Annotated in this window: 14 protein-coding genes; 4 read left to right on the forward strand and 10 right to left on the reverse strand. The window is 64.0% G+C overall.

Features of this window, described 5'->3' with window-relative positions; all coding sequences use genetic code 11:
• Positions 1-9: 9 nt before the first annotated feature.
• Both IB243_RS04195 and IB243_RS04200 read left to right on the forward strand, forming a co-directional pair.
• Positions 10-3,072 carry a response regulator gene (locus IB243_RS04195; RefSeq protein ID WP_192425180.1) on the forward strand — a complete coding sequence of 1,021 codons (3,063 nt, stop codon included), beginning with the start codon at positions 10-12 and terminating at the stop codon, positions 3,070-3,072.
• On the forward strand, positions 3,065-4,264 hold the full coding sequence (locus tag IB243_RS04200; protein WP_192425182.1) for a two-component system response regulator: 1,200 nt from the start codon (positions 3,065-3,067) through the stop codon (positions 4,262-4,264). The genes IB243_RS04195 and IB243_RS04200 overlap by 8 nt, the downstream gene beginning before the upstream one ends.
• 15 nt (positions 4,265-4,279) lie before the next feature.
• On the opposite strand, the gene bioB is transcribed toward IB243_RS04200, so the two are convergent.
• The 9 genes from bioB to scpA all read right to left on the reverse strand — a co-directional run bounded on the left by bioB (position 4,280) and on the right by scpA (position 14,953).
• The gene (gene bioB, locus IB243_RS04205; RefSeq protein ID WP_192425184.1) at positions 4,280-5,365 is read right to left on the reverse strand and encodes a biotin synthase BioB; all 1,086 of its coding nucleotides are present in this window, start codon (positions 5,363-5,365) and stop codon (positions 4,280-4,282) included.
• Between the two features lie 384 nt (positions 5,366-5,749).
• The gene (locus tag IB243_RS04210; protein WP_192425186.1) at positions 5,750-6,220 is read right to left on the reverse strand and encodes a VOC family protein; all 471 of its coding nucleotides are present in this window, start codon (positions 6,218-6,220) and stop codon (positions 5,750-5,752) included.
• A 103-nt stretch (positions 6,221-6,323) separates the two neighbouring features.
• Complete coding sequence (locus tag IB243_RS04215) at positions 6,324-7,103, reverse strand: YdcF family protein (RefSeq protein WP_225584690.1); 780 nt, start codon at positions 7,101-7,103, stop codon at positions 6,324-6,326.
• A 58-nt stretch (positions 7,104-7,161) separates the two neighbouring features.
• Positions 7,162-9,210, reverse strand: a complete 2,049-nt coding sequence (locus tag IB243_RS04220) for an acetyl/propionyl/methylcrotonyl-CoA carboxylase subunit alpha (RefSeq protein ID WP_192425188.1) — start codon at positions 9,208-9,210, stop codon at positions 7,162-7,164.
• Positions 9,211-9,233: 23 nt separating this feature from the next.
• Positions 9,234-9,689 carry a PH domain-containing protein gene (locus IB243_RS04225; protein ID WP_192425190.1) on the reverse strand — a complete coding sequence of 152 codons (456 nt, stop codon included), beginning with the start codon at positions 9,687-9,689 and terminating at the stop codon, positions 9,234-9,236.
• Between the two features lie 22 nt (positions 9,690-9,711).
• Positions 9,712-11,244: an acyl-CoA carboxylase subunit beta gene (locus IB243_RS04230; protein WP_056062687.1), complete on the reverse strand. Its 1,533-nt coding sequence runs from the start codon at positions 11,242-11,244 to the stop codon at positions 9,712-9,714.
• A 33-nt stretch (positions 11,245-11,277) separates the two neighbouring features.
• Entirely contained in the window at positions 11,278-12,297 is a 1,020-nt protein-coding gene (gene meaB, locus IB243_RS04235; protein ID WP_192425192.1) for a methylmalonyl Co-A mutase-associated GTPase MeaB, read from the reverse strand.
• On the reverse strand, positions 12,294-12,764 hold the full coding sequence (locus tag IB243_RS04240; protein ID WP_225584691.1) for a GNAT family N-acetyltransferase: 471 nt from the start codon (positions 12,762-12,764) through the stop codon (positions 12,294-12,296). Before IB243_RS04240 ends, meaB begins: the two co-directional genes overlap by 4 nt.
• 17 nt (positions 12,765-12,781) lie before the next feature.
• Positions 12,782-14,953: a methylmalonyl-CoA mutase gene (gene scpA, locus IB243_RS04245; protein WP_192425194.1), complete on the reverse strand. Its 2,172-nt coding sequence runs from the start codon at positions 14,951-14,953 to the stop codon at positions 12,782-12,784.
• Positions 14,954-15,108: 155 nt separating this feature from the next.
• Between scpA and IB243_RS04250 the strand changes: the two genes are divergently transcribed.
• Positions 15,109-15,744 carry a GntR family transcriptional regulator gene (locus IB243_RS04250; RefSeq protein ID WP_010458874.1) on the forward strand — a complete coding sequence of 212 codons (636 nt, stop codon included), beginning with the start codon at positions 15,109-15,111 and terminating at the stop codon, positions 15,742-15,744.
• Positions 15,745-15,795: 51 nt separating this feature from the next.
• On the opposite strand, the gene IB243_RS04255 is transcribed toward IB243_RS04250, so the two are convergent.
• Complete coding sequence (locus tag IB243_RS04255; RefSeq protein WP_010458875.1) at positions 15,796-16,959, reverse strand: diguanylate cyclase; 1,164 nt, start codon at positions 16,957-16,959, stop codon at positions 15,796-15,798.
• A gap of 381 nt (positions 16,960-17,340) precedes the next feature.
• Between IB243_RS04255 and IB243_RS04260 the strand changes: the two genes are divergently transcribed.
• Positions 17,341-19,197, forward strand: coding sequence for a long-chain fatty acid--CoA ligase (locus IB243_RS04260; RefSeq protein WP_192425196.1), 1,857 nt, complete (start codon positions 17,341-17,343; stop codon positions 19,195-19,197).
• The last annotated feature ends 4 nt before the right edge of the window (positions 19,198-19,201 follow it).

The raw sequence follows: 19,201 nt of genomic DNA on the forward strand, positions 1-19,201 counted from the left end.
CACTCCACCATGATCCGGGGCAAAAACGTTCTGAGACTGATCATTGCGGGCCTGGTGGTAGCGTATGTGGCCATTGCAGGAGTGCAATACCACCAGTACCGCAGCGTGGAAGCGGTCATGCGCCGGGGCGACGTCAATGCCTTGTGGTCATTCCTGCAGCTCAACGTGGAGTACGAGAAGCTGGACCACGCGCTTCACCAGTTCGAGATGGACCCGGCCAGCCTGCCCATGGACCGGCTGGAGCTGCGCTACGACCTGTTCCTGAGCCGCTTCAGTGCGCTCGAAAGTGGCACCGCCCGCACGCTGATGCAGGAGGAGCCGATCTACGGCACCGCCCTGGACGCATTGCAGAAATTTGTCGCCGCAGGCGATGAGCATTTCGGGCAAAGCGTGGATACGGTGTCCAGCCGTACGAACATGCGGCTCCTGCGGGCCGAGCTGAACAAGCTGCGCGACATTGTTCAGGAACTGTCGCTCCAGGCCTCGCGCATCTCCGCACTGCTGGGCGACCGGCGCAACGAAGAGGTCAAGCACCAGACCCTGCTGACCACCGGGCTGACCGCCTTCCAGGCCATTCTGACCTTCCTGCTGGCATTTGCCATGGCGCGCCAGTTTCTTCAGCGTGAAAAGGCCACTTCCCAGGCCATGGAGGCCCAGGCCGAACTGGTGGATGCCCTCAAGCGCAATGAAGAGGCCCTGGAGGCCCGGGTGGCACAGCGCACTACAGAACTGCAGCAGGTCAACGCCGCACTGCGGGAACACGAGGACGAACTGGTGGTGGCCCAGGCCAAGGCCGAAGACGCCTCGCGCATGAAGTCGGACTTTCTGGCCAACATGAGCCACGAGATCCGCACGCCCATGAACGCCGTGATTGGCATGAGCCACCTGGCGCTGGCCACGGAGTTGACCGTGCGCCAGCGCGACTACATCCAAAAGATCCAGCGGTCCGGTCAGCACCTGCTGGGCCTGATCAACGACATCCTGGATTTCAGCAAGATCGAAGCGGGGAAGCTGGAAGTCGAGGTGGTCGATTTCGACCTACACGGCGTGCTCGATAACGTGGCCAACCTGCTGGGCGAAAAATGCGCCAGCAAAGAGCTGGAGCTGATGTTCGACGTAGACTCCCACCTGCCCGCCGACTTGCGCGGAGATCCCCTGCGGTTGGGGCAGATTTTGGTCAATTACGCCAACAACGCCGTCAAGTTCACGGACGAGGGCGAGATCATCGTGCGGGTCCGCGAAGCCGCGCGGGATGCGCAGGGTGTCCTGCTGCGTTTCGAGGTGCAAGACACCGGCATCGGCCTCACCGAAGAACAGCAATCACGGCTGTTTCGCTCGTTCGAGCAAGCTGACACCTCCACCACACGCAAATACGGCGGTACCGGCCTGGGATTGGCCATTTCCAAAAAACTGGCCAGCCTGATGGGCGGGGACGTGGGTGTGCAAAGTGTGCCGGGCCGGGGCAGCACGTTCTGGTTCACGGCCCGGCTGGGCCTGGGCGCTTCCACACAGCGGCCGCTGTTGCCGGAGCCGGACCTGCGCGGCCGCCGCGTTCTGGTGGTAGACGACAGCGAACAGGCGCGGCAGATCCTGGCGGAGCTGCTGTCCAGCATGAGCTTTTCGGTGACGCTGGCCAGCTCAGGAGCACAGGCCGTGGACCTGGCGCGAGCCGCCGATCAGGCCGGCCGGCCCTGCGAAATTGCCTTTCTGGACTGGAAGATGCCCGGCATGGACGGTTTTGAAACCGCCCGCCAGCTGGCCCAACTGCCCCACCCACCCCGCCCCGTCATCGTCACCGCGCATGGCCGCGACGACGTTCTGAATGAACTCACACGCTCAGGCATCGGGCTGATGCTGACCAAGCCTGTCAACCCATCGCAGCTTTTTGATGCTGCCATGCGCGCGTTGGGCGGTGCTGAGCGGGCGGAGGATGGGCGGCGCCTGCCGGCCCCACCACGGGGTGCAGAGCTAGCGTCGATCCGGGGTGCGCGCGTGCTGCTGGTGGACGACAACGACCTGAACCAGCAAGTGGGCCGCGAATTGCTGGCCAGCGCCGGGCTGGTGGTGGACGTGGCCGACAATGGCCAGGCCGCGCTTGGCATGCTGGCCCGCGGTACCTACGACATAGTGCTCATGGACATGCAGATGCCGGTGATGGATGGCCTCACCGCCACCCGCCATCTGCGCCAAAACCCCACCTGGGCGCGCCTGCCGGTGCTGGCGATGACAGCCAACGCGATGAGCGGCGACCGCGAGCAGTGCCTGGACGCGGGCATGAACGGGCACATCGCCAAACCCATTGACCCCGAGGCCCTGTTTGCAGCACTGCTGCAGTGGATCGCGCTGCCGCACACCGGCACAGATTCCGGCGGCATGAACGCTGCAGCGCAGCCTGCGGTCGCTGACGCCCCTGCAGTGGCAACGCCGGGCACAGCAGACCCGCTTGCACACATCGAAGGCCTGAATGCGACCCTCGGGCTGCGGCGCGTGCTGGACAAACGCGCCGCCTACGAAGGCCTGCTGCGCACGTTCGTCACCGGCCAGGCCAAAGCAGTGCAGGAAGCGCAGGCGCATCTGGCCTCAGGCCGGCCGCAGGCAGCGCAGCGGGCCATGCATACCTTGAAAGGCGCGGCAGGCACCATTGGCGCGCTGCGTCTGGCCGAACTGGCCAATGCTGCGGAGCAGGCCATTGCGCACAAGGCGGTGACCGAGGCCCTGGATGTCCTGCTGCAGCCTGTGGACGATGCCTGCCGGGCCCTGGTGGTTGCCCTGCAAGGGGCCTTACCTCCCGAGCCTGACACACAGCACGCGGCGGGAGCTGAGGGAGCCCTGGTGGACGAGGCGCGCACCCGAGAGCTGGTAGCCCGCCTGGACGCCTTGCTGGCAGACAGTGATTCCGAAGCCGTAGAGCTGTTCAAGGACTCCGGCCCCAGCCTGAAGGCCCTGCTGGGCCCCACCTACGTCGACATGAAACAGCGGCTGGACAACTACCTCTTTGCCGATGCGCTGGACGTGCTGCGCAAGGCGGGGAACAACAACACACAACACAAGGAGGACCCAGTTCATGAATAGTCCATTGGAATTGAGCGGCAAATGCACGGTGCTGGTGGTGGATGACACACCCGGCAATTTGTCGCTGATGAGCGACCTCCTGCGCCCCGACTACAAGGTCAAGCTGGCCCCCACCGGCGAGCGTGCGCTGCAAATCGTGGCGGCCGAAAAACCCGACCTGATCCTGCTCGACATCATGATGCCGGACATGGACGGCTACGAGGTGCTGCGGCGCCTGCAGTTCAACCCCGACACCGAGGATATCCCGGTGATCTTCCTGACGGCCATGAGTGCCACCGACGACGAAACCGTGGGGCTAGAGCTGGGCGCCGTGGACTACATCACAAAACCCGTCAACCCCGCCATCACCATGGCGCGGGTGCGCAACCACCTGCAGCTCAAGCGTGCCCGGGATCTGCTGGCCCACCACAACCACTTTCTGGAGCAGGAAGTGGCCAACCGCACGCGCGCCCTGGCCGAGCTGCAGGACGCCACCATCCGCGCCATGGCATCGCTGGCCGAAACACGCGACAACGAGACGGGCAATCACATCCGTCGGACCCAGCACTATGTGGAAGCACTGGCCCGCAAGCTGCAAGACCATCCGCGCTTTCGCGACGAACTCACGGAAGACGCCATCCAGGTGATCTTCAAGTCCGCCCCGCTGCACGATATTGGCAAAGTGGGCATCCCCGACCGCATCCTGCTCAAGCCGGGCAAGCTCACGGTGGAGGAGTTCGAGATCATGAAGACCCACACCACGCTGGGCCGGGACGCCATCGTGGCGGCAGAAACCGAAACCACTCAAAACAACCCGTTCTTTCGCTACGCCAAAGAAATCGCCTACAGCCACCAGGAAAAGTGGGACGGCTCAGGTTATCCCGAAGGGCTGGTGGGCAACACAATTCCCCTGTCGGCACGGCTCATGGCCGTGGCGGATGTGTACGACGCGCTGATCTCTGAGCGCGTATACAAGCCCGCCTTCACCCATGAACACGCGGTCGAGATCATCCGCGACGGCCGGGGCAGCCACTTCGACCCCGACATGGTGGACGCCTTCCTGGCACTGTCCGAAGAGTTCCGGCGCATCGCGCAGCGTTTTGCCGACGGGGAGCATGCCCTGCAGGCGCAGCTCGACCGCATTGCCCAAGACCTCTCCACCGACAGTGCGGTCATCGGCGAAGGCGGCGACCGCAGTGGCAGCGACGGTTAGTTAACCACCAGGCGGTCAGCCGCAGGCGCCTGCTGCGCTTTCTACCGCCCCACCCTCCGAGGTGGTGGTGGTGCGGTGTCCATTCAGGCCCAGCTTGGCCAGCAGTTGCACGTCGGCTTCCACATCGGGGTTGCCGGTCACCAGCAGCTTGTCACCATAAAAGATCGAATTGGCACCAGCCAGGAAACACAGCGCCTGCACCGCTTCACCCATTTGCTGGCGCCCTGCAGAGAGGCGTACCCGGGCCTTGGGCATGGTGATGCGGGCCACGGCAATCATGCGCACAAAGTCCAGCGGGTCGATGGGTTCGCTGTCAGCCAGCGGCGTTCCGGGCACCCGCACCAGGCTGTTGATGGGCACCGACTCGGGGTACGGCTGCAGGTTGGCCAGCTGGGCGATCAGGCCAGCGCGGTGCACCGGCGCCTCGCCCATGCCCACAATGCCGCCGCAGCACACGCTGATACCCGCGCTGCGCACATGCTGCAGCGTGTCCAGCCGGTCCTGGTAGGCGCGGGTGCTGACCACATCGGTGTAGTACTCGGGGGCGGTGTCCAGGTTGTGGTTGTAGTAGTCCAGGCCCGCGTCCTTGAGCGCCTGCGCCTGGTGCGATTCGAGCATGCCCAGCGTGGCGCAGGTCTGCAGGCCCAGGCCCTTCACGGCGCCGATCAGGGCGCTGACTTTTTCGATGTCGCGGTCCTTGGGCGCACGCCAGGCGGCCCCCATGCAAAACCGTGTGGCACCGGCGTCTTTGGCCGCCTGGGCGGCGCGCACCACTTCGTCCACCTCCATCAGCTTGTCGGCCTTCACACCGGTGTCGAACTCGGCGGCTTGCGGGCAGTAGCCGCAGTTCTCTGGACAGCCGCCGGTCTTCACGGACAGCAGGGTGGCCAGCTCGATGTCTCCTGCGGGCCAATGCAGACGGTGCACCGTCTGCGCCTCAAAAAGCAGGTCCATCAGCGGCTTGTCCAGCAACGCCTGGATAGCATTCACCGTCCAGGGGCCTTGCGGCGCGGGGACGGGTGTGGCGCGCCGGTGCAGGTGCAGGGGTTGCACAGGTTGCGCGGCGGGAGCGGCAAGGGTCGTGGAGGACATGGCGGTCAATTCCCTTCAAGGCGTCTGCCCCAACGTGGCACGGGGCCGCGAGGGAGCAAGAGGTTGGTTACACAGCGCGCACCGCCCGAAACGGGGTGGTCCCACACGGTGCGCAGCGAGGTGGGCGGATTCTGGACGAGAAAAAGGCACAAACACACACCACAGGGTCACAAAAGGTGCCAAGAAAACCGTGGTGCCAATAGCCGTCAAATTCAGAATTTTTTGAGCACAGAAGACGGTGATTTGGAGATATTTGCCAGGTTTTCGTGCGTTGAATTTTTTGCCTGCATAAAAATTCCGGCGGCGGTCGTTATCTGTACCTAACAGGCGCGCGATCTGCCGGACATACGCCTGAAGATGGCCGACGTTCAGGCTTTTGCCTGCAGCCCTCCGTCAGCCCAGCGCAGCAATCACGTCGGCCGGGGCCTGGACCAGCTCGATCAGCACGCCCTCGCCCGCAATCGGAAACTCGTCATTGCTCTTGGGGTGCAAAAACGTGATGTCGTAACCCGCCGCGCCCTTGCGGATGCCGCCGGGCGCAAAACGCACGCCCTGCGCAGTCAGCCATTCCACAGCCTTGGGCAAATCGTCGATCCACAGGCCGATGTGGTTGAGCGGCGTGGCGTGCACGGCGGGTTTTTTGTCAATGTCCAGTGGCTGCATGATGTCCACCTCGACCTTGTGGACGCCCTGCCCCATGGCCAGGATGTCTTCGTCCACGTTCTCGCGCTCGCTCTGGAACGTGCCGGTCTGCGTCAGGCCCAGCATGTCCACCCACAGGGTTTTCATGCGCTGCTTGTCGGTGCCGCCAATGGCGACCTGCTGGATACCCAGGACTCGGAAGGGCCTGTGGGATGCGGTCATGCTGATTGCTCCTTGATTGATAGCTAAAAATAGAGTCCCATTAAGCGCCAGGGGCCAATTTCATTCAAAAAATGGCCGACTTGAGTGGCTTGCGACCTGGTGCCTACCCCTCGCGCAACACCCAACTGCTCAGCGTGGCGAAGTATTCGCGCAGCCAGGCGTTGTAGCGTGTGGCCAGGGGCGTGGGTGCTGCCACCGGCACCATGTGGGTAAAGCCGTGGCGCTGGGCAATGCGCAGGGCGCGCGGCAGATGGAAGTCGCTGGTCACCAGCGCCAAGGGGGCCGTGGCGGCCACACCGCGCGCCTGCAGCAAGGGGCGACTCCATGCCAGATTCAGTTCGGTGCTGGTGCTTGCCTTTTCCAGCACCAGGCGTTCAGGTGAAATCCCGTGGCGTTCTTGCAGGTAGCGCGCCATCACCTCGGCTTCCGTGTCCGTTGCGCCCCAGACCTGGCCACCACACACCGCGATCAGGGCGGCGGGCTGCAATCGCGCCAGCGCGGCCGCCGTGTCCAGCCGCGCTGCCAGCGCCGGGCGCGGTTGCCCGTTCTGGATGCCAGCCCCCAGCACCACAATGGCCTGCACCGGCGGCGCCTCGGCCGGAGACACGCCAGCATCCAGCAAAAAGGCCCAGAAAACCGCCACGCTGAGCATCCATGCCGCCAGACCACACCAGCCGGCATACCACCACTGCTGGCGCCGCCGGTCATGGTGCCGCCAGCGCTCCAGCGGAGCCCACCACACCGCCAAAGCCAGAAAAAGTGCTCCCAGCGCAACGGGCAGCATGGTGCCCAGGTTGAAGTGCCCCAGAACCATCAGCACCGCACCATCCAACACCAGCGCGCCGCCAGCCAGCGCGAGCAGCATGCGCAAGGCCCTCGTCATTGCGGGAATGGACCCAGGTGACGGATTGTTCGGGCCGCAGCCGCAGTGCGTTGCCGCATCACTGAAACTCAATGATCACGTCGTCCACCGCCAGCGACTCGCCCTTGCCCGCCACCACCTTGCCCACCACGCCATCTTGCGCGGCAAAGAGGATGTTCTCCATCTTCATGGCTTCGATCACGGCCAGCTTCTCGCCAGCCTGCACCTTCTGGCCGGGCTGCACCGCCACATCCACCAGCAGGCCAGGCATGGGCGACAGCAGAAACTTGGACAGATCCGGCGGTGCCTTGAAAGGCATCAATTGGTGCAGGCGTGCGCCCAGCGGCGACAGCACGATGGTGTCAATCTGCGTGCCGTTGTGCGCAACGCGCAGGGCCAGCGGGTTCTTGCCAGCGCCCCGCTCCACCTGGGCGGTGAAACCCGCGCCATTGCACTGCCCCTGCACACGGATCTGGCCCAGCGTGGCGGCGCTGCTGATCTGGTAGCTCTTGTTGCCCACGGCCACCACACTGGAGCCCGACTTGTCCTGGAAGTCGGTGACCGACACCGCATGGTGCTCGTTCTGGCCCTCGGCTCCCAGCGTGACCACCACAAATTGCTCGCCCACCTTCACTTCGTGCCCAGCCAGCTGGCCGCTGATGCCCGAGGCGCGCGCGCGGTAGCGGCGGTTCATGAAGGCCGCCAGCGCCACCAGGAACAAAGGGTCCTCGTGGGGCACGTCTTCAGAGTGAAAGCCCTTGCCGTAGTGCTCTGCGATGAAGCCGGTGTTGAACTCGCCGGTCACGAATTTAGGATGGGCCAGCAGGGCCGCCTGGAACGGAATATTGCTGCTGATGCCGCGGATCACGAAGCCATTGAGCGCCGCACGCATCTTGGCGATCGCATGGTTGCGGTCCGTGCCGTGCACGATGAGCTTGGCGATCATCGAGTCGTAGTACATCGGGATCTCGCCGCCTTCGTACACGCCAGTGTCAACACGCACACCGTGCTTCTTGTCGGCGTCGCCCTGGAACATGCTCTCCTCGGGTGGTTGAAAGCGCACGAGGCGACCCGTGGACGGCAAAAAGTTGCGGAACGGATCTTCGGCGTTGATGCGGCACTCGATGGCCCAGCCGTCGCGCTTCACATCGGCCTGCGTCAGGGGTAGTTTCTCGCCTGCTGCCACGCGGATCATCAGCTCCACCAGGTCCAGGCCGGTGATGCATTCCGTCACCGGGTGCTCCACCTGCAGGCGGGTATTCATTTCGAGGAAGTAGAAGTCCTGGTCCTTGCCGACCACAAACTCCACCGTGCCCGCGCTCTGGTACTTCACGGCCTTGGCCAGTTGCACGGCCTGCTCGCCCATGGCCTTGCGGGTGGCGTCGCTGATGAAGGGCGACGGAGCCTCTTCAATCACCTTCTGGTGGCGGCGCTGGATGGAGCATTCGCGCTCGTTCAGGTAGATCACGTTGCCATGGCTGTCGCCCAGCACCTGGATCTCGATGTGGCGCGGCTCCTGCACGAACTTCTCGATAAAGATGCGGTCGTCGCCAAAGCTGTTGCGGGCTTCGTTCTGGCAGCTGGTGAAGCCTTCAAACGCTTCCTTGTCGTTGAACGCCACGCGCAGGCCCTTGCCGCCGCCCCCGGCCGAGGCCTTGATCATCACGGGGTAGCCAATGCCCTTGGCGATCTCCACCGCCTGCTCTGGTCCTGCAATTGCGTCGTTGTAGCCAGGGATGGTGTTGACCTTGGCTTCGTTGGCCAGCTTCTTGGACGCGATCTTGTCACCCATGGCAGCAATGGAATGCGCCTTGGGGCCGATGAACGCAATGCCCTCGTCCTCGCAGCGCTTGGCGAAGGCTTCGTTCTCCGACAGGAAGCCATAGCCGGGGTGGATGGCCTGTGCGCCAGTCTGCTTGGCGGCGGCAATGATCTTGTCGGCCAGCAGGTACGACTCGCGGCTGGGCGCGGCGCCGATGTGCACGGCCTCGTCGGCCAGCTTGACGTGGCGGGCTTCCTTGTCGGCGTCGGAGTAGACGGCGACGGTGGCGATACCCATTTTCTTGGCCGTTGCAATCACTCGGCAGGCAATTTCGCCACGGTTGGCGATCAGGATTTTGGTGAACATAACAAGTTCCTCAAAAGGAAATTTCAAAAACCAGTAACTAGGACGGAAGGACAGCGCTGAAGTAACGTGTCAATGAAGCGCTGCTTTTCACGCGGCGACACCAAAACGCTTCGACCCGCCCCATAGCGAATGCACAAGCGGTCCAGCGACAGGGCGGGCGAGGAAATCCAACTGCGCGATGGCGAGACCTCGCATACATCGCCCAAGGCTATGCGCCAGCGGAACGGACCACTGCGAACCAGCAACTCCTCCGCCGTGAATGTGTAGTTGGTGTCAAGCGCCACCCACAGCGGCAGTACCAGCGCACAGGCCAAGATCACCGCCACCAGCGCAAGCACCGGTGGCGTGGCGCCCGAATTCAGCACCAACGGCCCAGTAATCCCTGCTACTGCGGTTGTCGCCGTCAACGCAGCGAGTGGGCCGATGGCGACAAGCCATGAGTCCACTCTGGATGGGAAGAACGCGCGGGTCTGTGCCATTTGCCTGCTGCCGATGCCCTGCTTACAGCGGGATGTTCCCGTGCTTGCGCCATGGGTTTTCCAGCTTCTTGTCGCGCAGCATCACCAGCGACCGGCAGATGCGCTTGCGTGTCTCGTGCGGCAGGATCACGTCGTCGATAAAGCCGCGAGCACCGGCCACGAACGGGTTGGCAAAACGCTGCTTGTATTCCGCCTCACGCGCGGCCAGCTTCACCGGGTCGTTCTTGTCTTCGCGGAAGATGATTTCCACCGCGCCCTTGGCGCCCATCACCGCGATCTCGGCGTTGGGCCAGGCCAGGTTCACGTCGCCGCGCAGGTGTTTGGAGCTCATCACGTCGTACGCACCGCCGTAGGCCTTGCGGGTGATGACGGTGATCTTGGGTACCGTGCACTCGGCATACGCATACAGCAGCTTGGCACCGTGCTTGATGATGCCGCCGTACTCTTGCGATGTGCCGGGCATGAAGCCGGGCACGTCCACAAACGTGACGACCGGGATGTTGAACGCATCACAAAAGCGCACAAAACGCGCGGCCTTGATGGAACTCTTGATGTCCAGGCAGCCCGCCAGTACCAGCGGCTGGTTGGCCACGATGCCCACGGTCTGGCCTTCCATGCGGGCAAAGCCGATGAGGATGTTCTTGGCGTATTCGGGCTGCAGCTCGAAGAAGTCCCCGTCGTCCACGGTCTTGAGGATCAGCTCCTTCATGTCGTAGGGCTTGTTGGGGTTCTCGGGCACCAGGGTGTCCAGGCTCAGGTCCATGCGGTCGGCCGGGTCGTTGCTGGGGCGCACGGGGGCTTTTTCGCGGTTGTTGAGCGGTAGGTAGTTGTACAGGCGGCGCAGCATCATCAGCGCCTCCACGTCGTTCTCAAACGCCATGTCGGCCACACCGCTCTTGGTGGTGTGCGTCACGGCGCCGCCCAGCTCTTCGGCAGTCACTTCTTCGTGCGTCACGGTCTTCACCACTTCGGGACCGGTCACGAACATGTAGCTCGAATCCTTGACCATGAAGATGAAGTCCGTCATGGCGGGCGAGTACACGGCGCCGCCGGCGCTCGGGCCCATGATCATGCTGATCTGCGGAATCACGCCGCTGGCCAGCACGTTCTTCTGGAACACATCGGCATAGCCGCCGAGCGACGCCACACCTTCCTGGATGCGCGCGCCGCCCGAGTCGTTCAAGCCGATGACCGGTGCGCCGACCTTCATGGCCTGGTCCATCACCTTGCAGATCTTCTCCGCATGGGTTTCGCTGAGCGCGCCGCCGAACACCGTGAAGTCCTGGCTGAACACGAACACCAGGCGACCGTTGATCATGCCGTAGCCGGTGACCACACCGTCGCCGGGGATCTTGTTGTCCTCCATGCCGAAATCGGTGCAGCGGTGCTCGACGAACATGTCCCATTCCTCGAACGTACCGTCGTCCAGCAGCAGCTCAATGCGCTCGCGCGCCGTGAGCTTGCCCTTGGCGTGCTGCGCATCAATGCGCTTTTGCCCGCCGCCCAGGCGTGCCAGCGCACGCTTTTTCTCCAGTTGATCCAGGATGTCTTGCATGGTCGTCCTTTGGTGAATGGGTTTGTTTACTATTTATTTGATAGCTGCTTGCGCTTGATGGGATTGCGCCAGCAGCAAATTTCGTGCTGCAGTCGATGCCGCGATGCGCCCGGCTGCCACATCGGCCTGCATCTGGGGCAGCAGCTCCTTGACCTGCGGATGCTGGCGAAACGCGAGCTTGAGGCCCGCGTCGATGCGCTCCCACATCCAGGACAGCGCCTGCTTCTCGCGCCGCGTGGCCAGGCGGCCATTGGCGGTTTGCAGCTGGCGAAACTGCGCGACGGCGGCCCAGAAGCTGTCCACGCCCTGGCCCAGCAGCGCGCTCATCTGCACGACCTTGGGGTGCCACAAAGTTTCATTGTGGTGCGCGTTCTCGGGGTTGCCGTGCTGGCTGAGCAGGCGCAGGCTCGATGTGATCTGCGCCTCGGCCCGTGTGGCGGCGTTCTTGTCGATGTCGGCCTTGTTGATGACCACCAGGTCCGCTATCTCCATCACGCCCTTCTTGATGGCCTGCAGGTCGTCGCCCGCGTTGGGCAGCTGCATGAGCACAAACATGTCCGTCATGCCCGCCACCGCGATCTCGCTCTGGCCCACGCCCACGGTTTCAACGATGACCACGTCGTAACCCGCCGCCTCGCAGACCAGCATGGCTTCGCGGGTCTTCTCTGCGACTCCGCCCAGGGTGCCGCTCGACGGGCTGGGGCGGATGTAGGCCTTTTCATGCACCGACAGGTGTTCCATGCGCGTCTTGTCGCCCAGGATGGAGCCGCCCGAGACGGTGCTGGAGGGGTCGATGGTGAGCACGGCCACGCGATGGCCCTGGGCGATCAGGTACAGGCCCAAGGCTTCGATGAAGGTGGATTTGCCCACGCCGGGAACACCGCTGATGCCGAGGCGGAAGGCCTTGCCGGTGTGGGGGAGCAATTGGGTGAGTAGCTCATCGGCCTGCGCGCGGTGGTCTGCCCGCGTGGATTCGAGCAGGGTGATGGCTTTGGACATGGCGCGGCGTTGAAGGGGGCCGGGTTGGCCCACGACTCCTTGGTAGAGGTTCATGGTGCAACCTCCGCCGTGCGTGCATCGAACTCCGGGCTCCACCGGTACTCCAGATCGAACTCCTGCTCCTCCACCAGCCGGAAGCCATGGCGCAGATAAAAGCGGTTGGCGTCGCTGCCGCGCAGCGCACCCAGCGTGATGTCCTGACCCGCAGCCCGACCCTGTGCCTTGACCCATTCCAGCGCCCAGGCGCCCACACCCTGCCCCTGAGAAGCCGGGTGGATGTAGAGGTGATGTAAGCGCAGGCTGTTTGATCCTGCGTGCGGAATGAGCGTGAGGTAGCCCACACGCTCGCCGCTGATGAGGATGTGCCGCATGCACGCAGGCTCGAACGCGCTGCGCAAGCGCTCCCGCACGCGCACCGGGTCAAAACGGCCGAGGCGCTCCAGGCTTTCGCGCAGGGCTTCGGCGCGAAGAGCGGCCATGGACTCGAAGTCCCCGGCGGCGACGCTGCCCAAGCTCAACATGGACGACTCCACCAAACTCACGCAGCCACAGCCTTGCGAATCTGTTCGAGCACATCCTTGGCGCTGGCCGGAATCGGTGTGCCAGGGCCATAGATGCCCTTCACGCCCGCTTCGTACAGGTGCTCATAGTCCTGCGCCGGAATCACCCCGCCCACAAAAACGATGATGTCGTCGGCACCCTGGTCCTTGAGCGACTGGATGATGGCGGGCACCAGTGTCTTGTGCCCCGCGGCCAGCGTGCTCACGCCCACGGCATGCACGTCGTTTTCAATCGCCTGGCGCGCGCACTCCTCGGGGGTCTGGAACAGCGGGCCCATGTCCACGTCAAAGCCCAGGTCGGCAAACGCGGTGGCCACCACCTTGGCGCCCCGGTCGTGGCCGTCCTGGCCCAACTTGGCGATCATGACGCGGGGGCGACGGCCTTGTTCTTCGGCAAAGGCGTTGATTTCAGTCTTGAGTTTGTCCCAGCCTTCGGCCGAGTCATAGGCTGCTGCATACACACCGGTCACCTTTTGCGTATCGGCGCGGTGGCGCCCAAACACCTTTTCGAGCGCGTCAGACACTTCGCCCACGGTGGCGCGCAGGCGCACCGCCTTGATGGCCAAATCCAGCAGGTTGCCGCTGCCATCTTCTGCTGCAGAAGTGAGAGCATCCAGCGCTTGCTGGACAAGCGCTGGATCGCGTTTTGCCCTGATATTCTTCAAGCGCTCTATCTGCCCGTCGCGCACCTTCACATTGTCGATCTGCAGGATGTCGACCGGGTCTTCCTTGGCCAGCTTGTACTTGTTGACGCCGACGATCACGTCCTTGCCGCTGTCGATGCGCGCCTGCTTCTCTGCCGCAGCAGCCTCGATCTTGAGCTTGGCCCAGCCGCTGTCCACGGCCTGGGTCATGCCGCCCATGGCCTCGACCTCTTCGATGATCTTCCAGGCGGCGTCCATCATGTCTTGGGTGAGCTTTTCCATCATGTAGCTGCCGGCCCAGGGGTCGACCACATTGGTGATGTGCGTCTCTTCCTGGATGATGAGCTGCGTGTTGCGCGCGATGCGCGAGCTGAACTCGGTGGGCAGCGCGATGGCTTCGTCGAGCGCATTGGTGTGCAGGCTCTGCGTGCCGCCAAACACGGCCGCCATGGCCTCGATGGTGGTGCGCACGATGTTGTTGTACGGGTCCTGCTCCGTCAGCGACCAGCCCGAGGTCTGGCAGTGCGTGCGCAGCATCAGGCTCTTGGGGTTCTTGGCGCCGGTCTCTTTCATGATGCGGCACCACAACAGGCGCGCGGCGCGCATCTTGGCGACTTCAAGGTAGAAGTTCATGCCGATGGCCCAGAAGAAGCTCAGCCGCCCGGCGAACTCGTCCACGTCCAGGCCCGAGGCGATGGCGGTCTTCACGTACTCCTTGCCGTCGGCCAAGGTAAAGGCCAGCTCCAGCGCCTGGTTGGCACCGGCTTCCTGCATGTGGTAGCCCGAGATCGAGATCGAGTTGAACTTGGGCATGTTGCGTGCCGTATAGCCAATGATGTCACCGATGATGCGCATCGAGGGCTTTGGCGGGTAGATGTAGGTGTTGCGCACCATGAACTCTTTCAGAATGTCGTTCTGAATGGTTCCCGACAGCTGGTCTTGCGATACACCCTGCTCTTCGGCTGCCACCACGTAGCCCGCCAGCACGGGCAGCACGGCGCCGTTCATGGTCATCGACACGCTGACCTTGTCCAGCGGGATCTGGTCGAACAGGATCTTCATGTCCTCGACCGAATCGATGGCAACGCCGGCCTTGCCTACGTCGCCGGTCACGCGGGGGTGGTCGCTGTCGTAGCCCCGGTGGGTGGCCAGATCGAAAGCGACCGACACGCCCTGCCCGCCTGCGGCCAGTGCCTTGCGGTAGAAGGCATTGGACTCTTCCGCGGTCGAAAAACCGGCGTATTGGCGAATCGTCCAGGGCCGCACGGCATACATGGTGGCCTGGGGGCCGCGCAGGTAGGGCTCGAAGCCCGGCAGCGTGTTGGCGTACGGCAGGCTGGCGGTGTCTTCGGCCGTGTACAGCGGCTTGACGGTGATGCCGTCGGGCGTCACCCAGTTGAGCGCTTCGACATTGCCACCAGGGGCGGACTTGGCTGCGGCCTTGGCCCATGCCTCCAGCGAAGCGGCAGCGAACTCGGGAGCATTGTTGGGGGGCGTGTCACTCATGGCGAAGGCTTCTCCGAAGATGGCGTTGGTGCGTCAAGTTAGTGCGTCAAACACGACGCGCGGGCGGCTGCCGCCCACTTGCATTGATGTGGCGGCGAGTTTACATCATTCATAATTATTGATTCAAAATATTCCACACAGCTTACAATCCGCCCATGTCTGCCCTCACCCTCACGCCCCGTGCACTCTACGAAGAAGTGGCGGAGCAATTGCGCCAGCGCATCTTCCGCCGCGAACTGGAGCCCGGCAGCTGGATCGACGAATTGAAGATTGCCGAAGAATTCGGCATCAGCCGCACCCCCCTGCGCGAGGCGCTCAAGGTGCTGGCGGCCGAAGGCCTGGTCACGATGAAGGTGCGCCGTGGCGCCTATGTGACCGAAATGAGCGAAAAAGACCTGCGCGACGTGTACCACCTGCTCAGCCTGCTAGAGAGTGATGCAGCAGGCGTGGTGGCCACCACCGCCACACCGGCCCAGCTGCAAACGCTGCAAGACCTGCATGCTGAACTGGAGGCCGCCGCTGGCGAACGCGAGCGTTTTTTTGCGGTGAACGAGCGTTTTCACATGCTGCTGCTGGAGCTGGCCGACAACCGCTGGCGCAGCCAGATGGTGGCTGACCTGCGCAAGGTGATGAAGCTCAACCGCCACAACTCGCTGCTCAAGCAGGGGCGGATTGAAGACTCGCTGAACGAACACCGCACCATCCTGGCTGCGATGGTGGCACGCGATGCCAAGGGCACGGTGAAGGCCATGCAGGCGCATTTTGCGCAGGGATTGGAAGCGGCGACCTGATTGAAAGCCACCAGCACAAGCCGGCTTGTCGCGGGCTTAAGCTGTGTCGGCTCAGTTTTTGGCCGGCTCCACACGATTGCGCCCACCGGCCTTGGCGGCATAGAGCGCCTCGTCGGCGCGGCGAAGCAGGTCGTGAAAGCTGCGATCCCCTTCGCCCGCCGCGGCCACCCCCAAGGAAATGGTCATGGGGATGAACACCCCGCCCGCATACAGAGGCTCCCCAGCCACCAGCGCACGCAGGCGCTCGCCAGCCGTCAGGGCGGCAGCAGTGTCCAGCCCCTCCCACAGCACCACAAACTCCTCGCCACCATGGCGTGCCGCCAGATCGCTGCCCCGGCATGCTGTGCGCAGGTGTACGGCCACATGCCGCAGCGCCACATCCCCCACTTCATGTCCATGGCAGTCGTTGATGGCCTTGAAGTGATCGATATCGATCACAGCCAGGGCAAGACCCCGAGCCTGTTGTGGCCTCTCTGCAAATCGCCGCTCCCCCACCGTGACCAGCGTGCGGCGGTTGGGAAGGCCCGTGAGGTAGTCGGTGGAGGCTGCCAGCTCCCACTGGCGGCCAATGCGTTCGGAGCACATCAGCAAAAAGGCCGTCGTCCCCACCACGGGCAGCAATGCGGTGATCATGGGGCTGGCCATGTTGATCCAGGCCCCGTCGCCCGTGATGTCAAAGGACGGGCTGATGCCACGCCCCAAAAAATAAGCCGCCCGAAACACTGTGAACCCCGCCACAAAGGCAAACAGGCTCGCCATCACGCGGCGGCTGTGCGCACCATCGGGTGATTTCTGCGACACCAGCAACACAAAGCTTGCCAGCAGCAAGAACACGCAGCAGGTCGAAAGAATGAACACACGCATGCGCGTGTCCGGCCGGAGCACCGCGAACCAGAGTATTCCCAGGATGCCCACCGCAGCCGGGGCCAACATCCAGCGCAGATCCGGCAGGCCATAAAACTGCCTTAGCGCACGCCAGTAACCCGTGCACCCCAGCAGCACCAGCCCGTTGGCCAGCGGCGACGCCAGCCCCAGGGGCATATGGTCGCGCGACGCGTACATCACGGCACTGCCCGCCAGCAGCAGCGTAGCGATGCGCCAGGTTTCGGTGCAGGTGCGCAAGGCCACAGGGAAGCTCTTGCGCATCAGGCCCAGCACCCACCCGTTGGCCAGCATCATCAGCGTGGCAACAATGAAAATGGTGACGGGATCCATGGCGGCGGGAGCGAAATGGCGGTTTACGGCGGGGTGGCGAACGACGAGGTGGCTTCCCCTTTTGATATCGGCGGAAAGTGGGACATTGTGGCCGACCCGGCTTGCAATCAGCCCGCGCATCGTGCGAATGCCCTTCGGCAGCCCGGCTCCGGGGGTCGACCGAACCCCTTGGCGTCACCCAACGCACTACGGAGAAAGCACAGCGACCCGCCCCACAGCGCGCCAAAGCACAGGCGCGGAGCATTCCGAAAATCGGACCGCACCATTTGCAACACAAGAGGTCTCGGCGCGTGCGTTTCCAGCAGGTTCGATCGGTATGATTCTGCGGGTTTTCACTGAGGCTGTGCGCCTTTGGCGCGCACAGCCTTCACCGCAGGTTCCATGTCTCCCATCCCCTCCGATATCGCCAGCGTCCACACGCTGCCCCAGCTCCTTGCCTACCGCGCTGCCTGCACCCCCAACGCCGAGGCGTACCGCGCCTTCGACCCCACCACCCAATCCTGGATGAGCCTGACCTGGGCGCAAGCTGCACAGCACGTCGGCACCTGGGCACAGGCCTTGGCGGCCATGCAGCTTCCGGCTGCGGCGCGCGTGGCCATCCTGCTGCCCAATGGGCTGAACGCCATGTGCGCCGACCAGTCTGCGCTAGCCGCTGGCTGCGTTCCCGTGCCCCTGCATGCCATCGACAACCCCGGCAGCATCGCCTACATCCTGGCCGACTGCGAAGCATCGATGCTGATCGTGAGTCACGCCGAGCAGTGGGAAAAGATCCGCGCCGTGGGCACGCGGTTTCCGGCCTTGCGCGCGGTGGTGATCACCGATGACGACACGCCATCTGTCAAGGCCGCAGCCGGCTCTGGTGAAGACCCTGCGGTGGGCTCGCTCGCCCAGTGGCTGGCGGGCGCGGCACATGCAGACGGCGCTCCAGCACCCAAGGCCCCGGATGCGGACGACCTGGCTGCCATCGTCTACACGTCCGGCACCACCGGCAAACCCAAGGGCGTGATGCTGACGCATCACAACGTGGTCAGCGACGTGAAGGCCGTGCTCGACCGCATTGCACCCACGGTGGACGACGTGTTCCTGTCGTTCCTGCCGCTGTCGCACACCTTTGAACGCACGGGCGGCTATTACCTGCCGATTGCCGCCGGCAGCTGCGTGGCCTATGCCCGTTCGGTGCCCCAGTTGGCCGAAGACCTGAAGACCGTGCGCCCCACGGTGCTGGTGTCAGTACCGCGCATTTACGAACGCATCCACGCCAAGCTGCTGGAAAAGCTGTCACCCACGCCCTGGAAGATGCAACTGTATGAAGCCGCACAGCACAGGGGCTGGGCGCGTTTTTGCGCCATGCAAGGGCTGCCCGCTCCTGCGGCCGAGGACAGCCGCGCCGCAGGCTGGATGGCCGCCTTGCCCTGGCCGGTGCTGCAGGCTTTGGTGGCAAAGCCGCTGCTGGCCCAGTTTGGCGGCCGCGTGCGCGTGGCGGTCAGCGGTGGCGCGCCGCTGTCACCCACCATTGCCAAGTGCTTCCTGGGCCTGGGCCTGCCGCTCATCCAGGGCTACGGCATGACCGAAACCGCGCCCGTGGTGTCGGTGAACTCTCTCGATGACAACGACCCGGCCTGCGTGGGCAAGGCCCTGCCGGGCGTGGAAGTGCGCATCGGCGAGAACCACGAGCTGCAGGTGCGTGGCCCCATCGTGATGAAGGGCTACTGGAAGCGCCCCGAAGACACGGCCAAGATCCTGAGCCCCGACGGCTGGCTGGGCACGGGCGACCAGGCTGAGCTCGTGAACGGCCGCATCTATATCAAGGGCCGCATCAAGGAAATCATCGTCACATCCACCGGCGAAAAGATCCCTCCGGGCGACCTGGAGCTGGCACTGCTGGCCGACCCGCTGCTGGAGCAGGCCTTTGTGGTGGGCGAAAACCGCCCGTTCATCGCCTGCGTGGCGGTGCTCAATGCGGGTGAATGGCAGCGTCTGGCGGCGGACCTGGGCCTGTCTGCGCAAGATACCGACAGCCTGAACCACCCCAGCGTGCACCGCGCCGTGCTGGCGCGCATCGAGAAGAACACCGCCAGCTTCGCCCGCTATGCCGTGCCGCGCGCCGTGCACCTGACGCTGGACCCTTGGACGATTGAGAACACCTTCATGACGCCGACGCTCAAGCTCAAGCGCAACAACCTGATGGCGAACTTTGCGCAAGCGATTGACGGGATGTACCAGAAGCCGGGGCGCTGAACCC

The sequence above is a fragment of the Acidovorax sp. ACV01 genome, assembly GCF_014851495.1.
GTDB lineage: Bacteria > Pseudomonadota > Gammaproteobacteria > Burkholderiales > Burkholderiaceae_C > Acidovorax > Acidovorax radicis.

What these genes read in the sequence shown, in the direction of transcription:
- IB243_RS04210 (WP_192425186.1), bottom strand. Translation starts at nt 6,220, where the DNA reads ATGACCGCATCCCACAGGCCCTTCCGAGTCCTGGGTATCCAGCAGGTC.
- IB243_RS04215 (WP_225584690.1), bottom strand. Translation starts at nt 7,103, where the DNA reads ATGACGAGGGCCTTGCGCATGCTGCTCGCGCTGGCTGGCGGCGCGCTG.
- IB243_RS04260 (WP_192425196.1), top strand. Translation starts at nt 17,341, where the DNA reads ATGTCTCCCATCCCCTCCGATATCGCCAGCGTCCACACGCTGCCCCAG.
- IB243_RS04220 (WP_192425188.1), bottom strand. Translation starts at nt 9,210, where the DNA reads ATGTTCACCAAAATCCTGATCGCCAACCGTGGCGAAATTGCCTGCCGA.
- IB243_RS04240 (WP_225584691.1), bottom strand. Translation starts at nt 12,764, where the DNA reads ATGTTGAGCTTGGGCAGCGTCGCCGCCGGGGACTTCGAGTCCATGGCC.
- IB243_RS04250 (WP_010458874.1), top strand. Translation starts at nt 15,109, where the DNA reads ATGTCTGCCCTCACCCTCACGCCCCGTGCACTCTACGAAGAAGTGGCG.
- IB243_RS04195 (WP_192425180.1), top strand. Translation starts at nt 10, where the DNA reads ATGATCCGGGGCAAAAACGTTCTGAGACTGATCATTGCGGGCCTGGTG.
- IB243_RS04225 (WP_192425190.1), bottom strand. Translation starts at nt 9,689, where the DNA reads ATGGCACAGACCCGCGCGTTCTTCCCATCCAGAGTGGACTCATGGCTT.
- scpA (WP_192425194.1), bottom strand. Translation starts at nt 14,953, where the DNA reads ATGAGTGACACGCCCCCCAACAATGCTCCCGAGTTCGCTGCCGCTTCG.
- IB243_RS04200 (WP_192425182.1), top strand. Translation starts at nt 3,065, where the DNA reads ATGAATAGTCCATTGGAATTGAGCGGCAAATGCACGGTGCTGGTGGTG.
- IB243_RS04230 (WP_056062687.1), bottom strand. Translation starts at nt 11,244, where the DNA reads ATGCAAGACATCCTGGATCAACTGGAGAAAAAGCGTGCGCTGGCACGC.
- IB243_RS04255 (WP_010458875.1), bottom strand. Translation starts at nt 16,959, where the DNA reads ATGGATCCCGTCACCATTTTCATTGTTGCCACGCTGATGATGCTGGCC.
- meaB (WP_192425192.1), bottom strand. Translation starts at nt 12,297, where the DNA reads ATGAACCTCTACCAAGGAGTCGTGGGCCAACCCGGCCCCCTTCAACGC.